Annotated in this window: 3 protein-coding genes; all 3 read left to right on the forward strand. The window is 44.1% G+C overall.

Translation table 11 applies throughout. The features are described from left to right. The first annotated feature begins 57 nt into the window (after positions 1-57). Positions 58-474 (forward strand): CBS domain-containing protein, encoded by a 417-nt coding sequence (locus tag AB4496_RS22270; RefSeq protein WP_009847166.1) that lies wholly within the window; start codon positions 58-60, stop codon positions 472-474. Between the two features lie 188 nt (positions 475-662). After that, a complete protein-coding gene (locus AB4496_RS22275; RefSeq protein WP_009847165.1) occupies positions 663-2,126 on the forward strand; it encodes an MATE family efflux transporter in 1,464 nt (487 codons plus the stop codon). 171 nt (positions 2,127-2,297) lie between these two features. Continuing rightward, the coding region (locus AB4496_RS22280) for a cation transporter (RefSeq protein WP_372131990.1) at positions 2,298-2,782 on the forward strand (485 nt) is incomplete at its 3' end.

Here is a 2,782-nt window from a genome sequence, read left to right on the forward strand (position 1 = left end):
CAATTAAGGTAACACGATAGAAAAATCGATAACAAAACGTATTTTAGGGAGAACGCAATGCATTCTATTAAAGTGAAAGATTACATGACGCCGCAGGTTGTGACATTCACTCCTGACATGCCGTTAAGTCTCGCGTTAGACAGAGTAATGCGCAGCCATCATATGGGTGGTCCAGTCATTGATGATAATGAACAAGTGATTGGTTTCCTTTCTGAACAAGATTTACTCGAGAAGTTAGTGAAGGTGAGCTATTTCTGCCAAGACACGCATATTGTAGGTGATTGTATGTACCAAGAAGTTCTCTCGGTATCACCTGAGTTATCCATTATTGAATTGGCAGATATGATGCAAGTTGGAAAACCCAAAGCTTATCCGGTACTCGATAACAAAAAGCTAGTGGGTATGATTACTCGAACCGATGTTTTGAGAGCAATCGGCAAGAACTTAGATGAATGCTTTAAACATCAGGTATAGTTTTAAACATCATGTATAGTGGTGTGTTAAGAACGATTATTTTTCTCAATACCCTCAATTGAAAAGGCGCACTAGCGCCTTTTTTCTTTGTAGAGCTTTTCTTGGTGGATCTTTTTTGTAGATCCCTAGTTTGTGGCTGACTAGCTTATAGAGCTTTATTTTGTGGTGTTCCAACTTTTGGAGGTTTCATGTCAAATCAAACTGCGAAGTTTGTAGAAGGTTCAACGATGCGCCACATATTGGTGATGTCGGGGGCTGGCTCTGTTGGTTTGATGGCGTTATTCGTGGTCGATTTACTCGATATGTTGTTCATCAGTATGTTGGGACAAGTCGAATTGGCCGCGGCTGTTGGTTTTGCAGGCACACTGACATTTTTCTCTACCTCCGTTTCGATCGGTACTTCTATTGCTATGGGTGCGTTGGTTTCCAAAGCTATTGGTTCAAAGAATCAAGAACACGCTCGAAACCTCGCTACTAGTATTATGCTGACTGCTTTTGTCATCAGTTTGACGATTACTGCGGTGATGTTCGCCTATATCCCAGAGCTACTTGCTGCGATTGGTGCAAAGGGGGTTGCCGCAGAGCGGGCGCAAGCTTACCTGCAAATCTTATTGCCAAGCGGGCCATTTCTAGCGCTAGCGATGGCTGCGGGTGCAGGCTTGAGAGCTGCAGGTGATGCCAAACGTTCGATGTGGGCGACCTTGTCGGGCGGTATTGTTAACGCGATTCTCGACCCTTTGTTTATTTTTGGTTTTGGTTGGAACATCGAAGGGGCGGCTATCGCTTCTGTCTTTGCTCGTTTTTCGGTGCTCTTTTTCTCGCTTTACCCTTTGATTCGCAGTCACCAACTGGTGGCTCCCCCTTCTCTTGTACAATGGCGCATTAATATTCGACCAATATTGGCTATTGCGCTGCCTGCTATTATCACCAATACCGCAACGCCTATCGGTAATGCGATTGTAACGACGGGGATTGCACAATACGGAGAGGATTTTGTCGCGGGCTTTGCTGTGATAGGTCGTCTGACGCCGGTTTGTTTTGCGGTTATCTTTGCTTTGTCTGGCGCTGTGGGCCCTATCATTGGGCAAAACTTTGGTGCAGAACGAATGGATAGAGTAAAAGAAACACTCAACAACTCATTGTTGGTTACTACGGCGTACACCATCGCCGTTTGTATTCTCTTATACTTTGTCCAAGACTATGTGATCCAAGGCTTTAGTCTACAAGGTGATGCAGCAATTATTGTTGCCGCATTCTGTACCTATGTAGCGTTGACCTTCACCTTCAACGGCGCACTGTTTGTTGCCAACACGTCTTTTAATAACTTAGGTAAACCGCTTTACTCGACAGCACTGAATCTGGGTAAAGCCACTCTCGGTACATTGCCGTTCGTTTACTTAGGCTCGCAATGGTATGGCGCATTGGGTGTGCTGTATGGGCAAGCCTTGGGCAATGTTTTGTTCGGAATACTCGGTACCCTAGTGCTTCGCTATCATATTGCCGAGCTTATGCAAGGTTCCCAAGTTGATCCTGTAGAAGACGATGTGTCGATAGTCAGCTTGAATACACAACCATTCTGTTCACATGATGCAGTTCTTATTGATGATGTATCGGCGAACAGAGAAGAGTGTAAAGAGCTCAAGTCGCAATAACAGCGACACTCCAATATAGATTAGTTGGTTTGTAAATTTCTTCTTGGTTTTGGACAATTTGTTCTTGACCTTGGAGTAGTCTCCAAGGTTTATACTTTTGTTGTACTTAAGGTTCTGTTGCTCATGAGTGAGCAATAACCTCAAGGCTTTTGAGTATTAAGGAGATACATTATGTGCGCAAAACACGCAGCGTGCCGCTCAACAAAAGTGGACGTTCAACCACAAGCGACTGGAGCAAGTTGCTCTAGCCCTAAAATTTCAAGCATTACCGCAGCAGGTACTTCATCTTCATGTTGCAGCTCTTCTGCTACTGCGTCTTCATCGTCAGGAGATGATTGTTGTGGTTCAGACAGTGGAGAAGAAGACAGTCAGTCCTCTACTCAAACTTTAAATGCCCAATTTTCTAAAAGTTGGTTGGTCTCAGGAATGGACTGCCCAGCTTGTGCTAAAAAAATAGAGAAAGCTGTTAGTAACATTGAAGGTGTTATTCAAGCCAAAGTTCTCTTTGCCACCGAAAAGCTAGTTGTGAAATTCGACAATGAAAGTCTTGCCGACACCATTGAACAGGTCTCTATCAAAACGGGCTTCCCTCTTTCGGAAGTTGGTTCTAAAAAAGAAAAACAGCACCCCGAGACTTTTTGGCAAGCTCATATCCA

Origin of the sequence: Vibrio sp. 10N.222.46.A1 (assembly GCF_041473595.1) — a bacterium.
Lineage (GTDB): Bacteria > Pseudomonadota > Gammaproteobacteria > Enterobacterales > Vibrionaceae > Vibrio > Vibrio tasmaniensis_A.

Coding starts and splice junctions, on each gene's coding strand:
- AB4496_RS22270 (WP_009847166.1), top strand. CDS start 58: ATGCATTCTATTAAAGTGAAAGATTACATGACGCCGCAGGTTGTGACA.
- AB4496_RS22275 (WP_009847165.1), top strand. CDS start 663: ATGTCAAATCAAACTGCGAAGTTTGTAGAAGGTTCAACGATGCGCCAC.